This is a genomic window from Mesorhizobium sp. M7A.F.Ca.CA.004.04.2.1 (assembly GCF_004022825.1).
Lineage (GTDB): Bacteria > Pseudomonadota > Alphaproteobacteria > Rhizobiales > Rhizobiaceae > Mesorhizobium.
In genome coordinates this window covers 1-3,791 of record NZ_RZPH01000593.1, presented here as the reverse complement: position 1 = coordinate 3,791, position 3,791 = coordinate 1, and the positions used below count along the sequence as shown (strand labels likewise).

3 protein-coding genes are annotated in these 3,791 nt (G+C 64.2%); 1 reads left to right on the top strand and 2 read right to left on the bottom strand.

Annotated features, from left to right (window positions below; genetic code table 11):
• Positions 1–52: 52 nt before the first annotated feature.
• On the top strand, positions 53–931 hold the full coding sequence (locus tag EN893_RS23295) for a 3-hydroxybutyryl-CoA dehydrogenase (RefSeq protein ID WP_013529423.1): 879 nt from the start codon (positions 53–55) through the stop codon (positions 929–931).
• A gap of 57 nt (positions 932–988) precedes the next feature.
• Here the strand turns inward: EN893_RS23295 and EN893_RS23290 are convergent, their stop codons facing one another.
• Together EN893_RS23290 and EN893_RS23285 are read right to left on the bottom strand one after the other, a co-directional pair.
• The gene (locus EN893_RS23290; protein WP_127271199.1) at positions 989–3,007 is read right to left on the bottom strand and encodes a PAS domain S-box protein; all 2,019 of its coding nucleotides are present in this window, start codon (positions 3,005–3,007) and stop codon (positions 989–991) included.
• Positions 3,008–3,139: 132 nt separating this feature from the next.
• On the bottom strand, positions 3,140–3,778 hold the full coding sequence (locus tag EN893_RS23285; protein WP_127271201.1) for an NrsF family protein: 639 nt from the start codon (positions 3,776–3,778) through the stop codon (positions 3,140–3,142).
• Positions 3,779–3,791 lie beyond the last annotated feature (13 nt).

Genomic DNA, 3,791 nt, shown 5'->3' with positions numbered 1-3,791 from the left:
TTTGCACCGCACAAAAAGCAGGCCGCAAAGGCCTTTTGACGGGATCGGTGTAATGAGCAAGATCGAGACGATCGGCATCATCGGCGCGGGCCAGATGGGCGGCGGCATCGCCCATGTCTCCGCGCTTTCGGGCTACAAGGTGCTGATCTACGATATTTCGCCCGACCGCATCGAGAAAGGCATCGCCACAATCAGCGGCAACATGGCCCGCCAGGTGGGGTCCGGCAAGCTCGACGAGAAGGTGCGCAACGACGCGATGGGCCGCATTTCGGCCGCGCCCGCGATGGCCGATCTTGCCGGCGCGGATCTGGTGATCGAGGCGGCGACAGAGGACGAGACGGTCAAGCGCAAGATCTACGCCCAGCTTTGTCCGCAGCTCAATCCCGAAGCCATCCTGGCGACCAACACCTCGTCGATCTCGATCACGCGGCTTGCCGCGCAGACCGACCGGCCTGAGCGGTTCATCGGCATACATTTCATGAACCCGGTGCCGCTGATGAAGCTGGTCGAGCTGGTGCGCGGCATCGCCACCGAGGACCAGACCTTCGAGGCTGCCAAGACCTATGTGAAGCAGCTCGACAAGACGATCACGGTCTCGGAGGATTTTCCGGCCTTCATCGTCAACCGCATCCTGTTGCCGATGATCAACGAGGCGATCTACACGCTCTATGAGGGTGTCGGCTCGGTCGACGCCATCGACACCGCCATGCGGCTCGGCGCCAACCATCCGATGGGGCCGCTGCAGTTGGCCGATTTCATCGGGCTCGATACCTGCCTGTCGATCATGCAGGTGCTGCATGACGGCCTGTCGGACTCGAAGTATCGCCCTTGCCCGCTGCTGGTGAAATATGTCGAGGCCGGCTGGCTCGGCCGCAAGACCGGGCGCGGCTTCTACGACTATCGTGGCGAGCATCCCGTTCCGACGCGCTGAGCGCATCGTCGACGCAAATCAGGGACAAGCCTTCGGATCGGCGGTTGACAGGCTCGATCAGGAGGCCGCCGCCAGCGGCTCTGTCCGGCCCTCCACGATCCGTGCGTCGGACGCCACGGAGACACAGCCGCGGCCGGCCGCCTTGGCCGCATAGCAGGCCGCATCGGCTCTCGCGATGATCTCGTCGACCTCGCCGCAATTGGCATTGATCGCAGCCAGTCCGATGCTGGCGCCGATCACGTGAAGACGGCCGTCCCAGGTGAAGTCCAGCCCGCCGATCGCATCGATGATGGAGCGTGCCGCGATCTTGGCGCCGGCTGCCGAACCCGATTTCAGAATGACCGCGAATTCGTCGCCGCCGAGGCGAGCGACGATATCGTCTGGACCAAGCACGCCGCGAATCGCCTCGGCAACCCGCTTCAGCAGCGCGTCTCCCGCCGCGTGTCCGCCGGTGTCGTTGACCAGTTTGAAGTGGTCGAGATCGATGAACATGAACTGATGTCCGGCGCCTCCGACCGACTTCGTCGTGTCGGCGGTGCCATCCTTGCGCGCCTGGCCGACCAGGTCTTCCATGGCGCGGATGAAGCTCGAGCGGTTGGCAAGGCCGGTCAGCGCATCGTGTGCCGCGGCATGCGCCAGCTGGCGCTGCAGCGCGCGCGCATCGGTAAAGTCCTGGAAGACGATGACCAGCCCGCAGAATTCGTTCCGTTCGTTGATGATCGGCGACACCACCTGGCGGATGCTGCAGCGCGTGTCGTCGCGCCGGATCAGGACGGCGCGGCTGTTCTGGTCGGCGGGCGCATGAACGCCAACTGCGGGCCGGGTGACGCCGATCCTGTGCCCCGTCTCCTCGTCGACCGCCCAGTAGACATGGCCAAGCATCTTGCCGAGAGCCTCGCCGCCGGCAATCCCGGTCAGCTTTTCGGCGACCGGGTTCATGAAGGTGATACCGTTTGCGGCGTCGGTGCAGATGACGGCATCGCCGATCGATTGCAGCGTCACCCTCAACCGCTCCTTTTCGTCGGCAAGCATTGCCGCTGACACAGTAAGGCGCTCTTCGGCCTCCTTGCGGCGGGTGATGTCGGTCAGGCTGCCGATGGCCCTGATCAGCCGTCCATTCTCGTCGCGTTCGATGGCCTTGCCGCGGTCGAGTATCCACATCCAGTGGCCATCCTTGTGGCGCATCCTGAACTCGGCCTCAAAGAACGGTGTCTTGCCCTCGAGATGAGCGCGATCCGCTTCGGCGACAGTCTCGCGATCGTCGGGATGAATCATCGTCAGCCAGCGATCGGTGTCGCCATCGAGCTCGCCATCCGCATAGCCCAGCATCTTGACCCAGGTCGAGGAATAGGTCGTGCCCCCCTTGCGCATGTCGAGGTCCCAGACGCCTTGGCCGGCACCAGCCAGAGCAAAATTCCAACGCGTCTCCGCCTCGGCAATGCGCGCCTCGGCCTGCTTGCGCGCGTCGATGTTCTCGATTTGCGAAACGAGATAGAGCGGGCGGCCGCTGGTCTCATCGCGAATGACCGAACCGGCAAGATGAGCCCAGACGGGCGTTCCGTCCTTCCTGAGATAACGCTTCTCGAAGTGGAAGGAATTGACCGTGCCCGCCTTCAGATCGTCCATCGTCTCCCGCCCGATCAGCAGATCGTCGGGATGCGTGATCTGGAAGAAAGTCAGCGCCTCGATCTCTTCGCTTGTGTAGCCAAGCATGGCGGCGAAGGCCGGATTGGTTTGGCGGATGCGACCGTCGAGACCGACAACCACGATGCCGATCGCCGAATCCTCCATGGCGCGGCGGAAGCGCAGCTCGCTCTCGGCGATCTGCTGGCGATCCCTGCTGATCCTGCGGATAGACAGGGCGGCGAGGAACAGCGCGCCCGCCGCCACCGCCACCGCGATCTGCAGGCAGAGCCTCAACGCTTCGGTGCCGAAATCCAGGCTCGACAGCAGGATCGAGGTCGCCAGCACGCCCAGGCCGGCGACGAGCAACGCCAGCCCTGCATGCCCAAGAGATTTTCGGCTGGTCAATCCTCGCCACATCACGATACGTGCCACCCCCGTGCGCAAACGCATGTTCTCGCATCAACCTTGGCGGATCGATTTTAAGGAAAGGTTGCGTCCGGCATGCCGGCGTGGTCGCTAACCGGCAAACAATTGCCGGCATGATTAAGGATCGGTGCACGGGTCCGCGATCGTTACGAAACGCTACCAGCGTATGAAAAACCGTCCGCCGAGCGCACCGAGCAATGCGAGCGCTGCGATCGCTGCCGTGTACCAGGTGGCGACGAAAAGCGGCGAGTCGTCGAAGCAGTGCGCGGCATAGAAGGTTGCCGCCAGCCCGCCGGCGAGCAGACCCGCCACCGCACCGGCAAGCACCGGCCGTGTCGGCGCGCCATAGCGCAGCATCCACAGGAAGATGGCAAGCGGGCCAATACCGATCAGCGGGATGAAGCCCATGCAGAGCATCATGTTGGAGCCGACCATCCGTGTACCCCACAGCGCCTCCGGCACCATGAAAAGCTCAAGAAGCACCGCCACGGCGACCAGCACGGGCGCCGCGGCCATCCAGGCCATTGCCCGGCCCGTCGAGGCGCCCGGCGTCGACAAGGCGCGGATCAGGGCGAAGGCGCTGACGGCCAGCACGATGGTGAAGACGAATTTGGAGAGGAAGCGCATCGTGTGAGCGGCCGCCATGAAGTCCGGGCGCGGGCCGATGGTCAGCAGGAATACGACGGCCGCGATCACCGCCCCCGCACCGGCGGCCAGCCACCAGGCCGATAGCAGCGGGATTGCCTTGCTGCTTGCGTCGGCGTCCAGCGCCTTGATGAGATCATCCGTCCTCATGTCATTCCCGCCC

Bases quoted from the DNA above. Each gene is read 5' to 3' on its own strand.
- EN893_RS23295 (WP_013529423.1), top strand. From the start codon at position 53: ATGAGCAAGATCGAGACGATCGGCATCATCGGCGCGGGCCAGATGGGC.
- EN893_RS23290 (WP_127271199.1), bottom strand. From the start codon at position 3,007: ATGCGTTTGCGCACGGGGGTGGCACGTATCGTGATGTGGCGAGGATTG.
- EN893_RS23285 (WP_127271201.1), bottom strand. From the start codon at position 3,778: ATGAGGACGGATGATCTCATCAAGGCGCTGGACGCCGACGCAAGCAGC.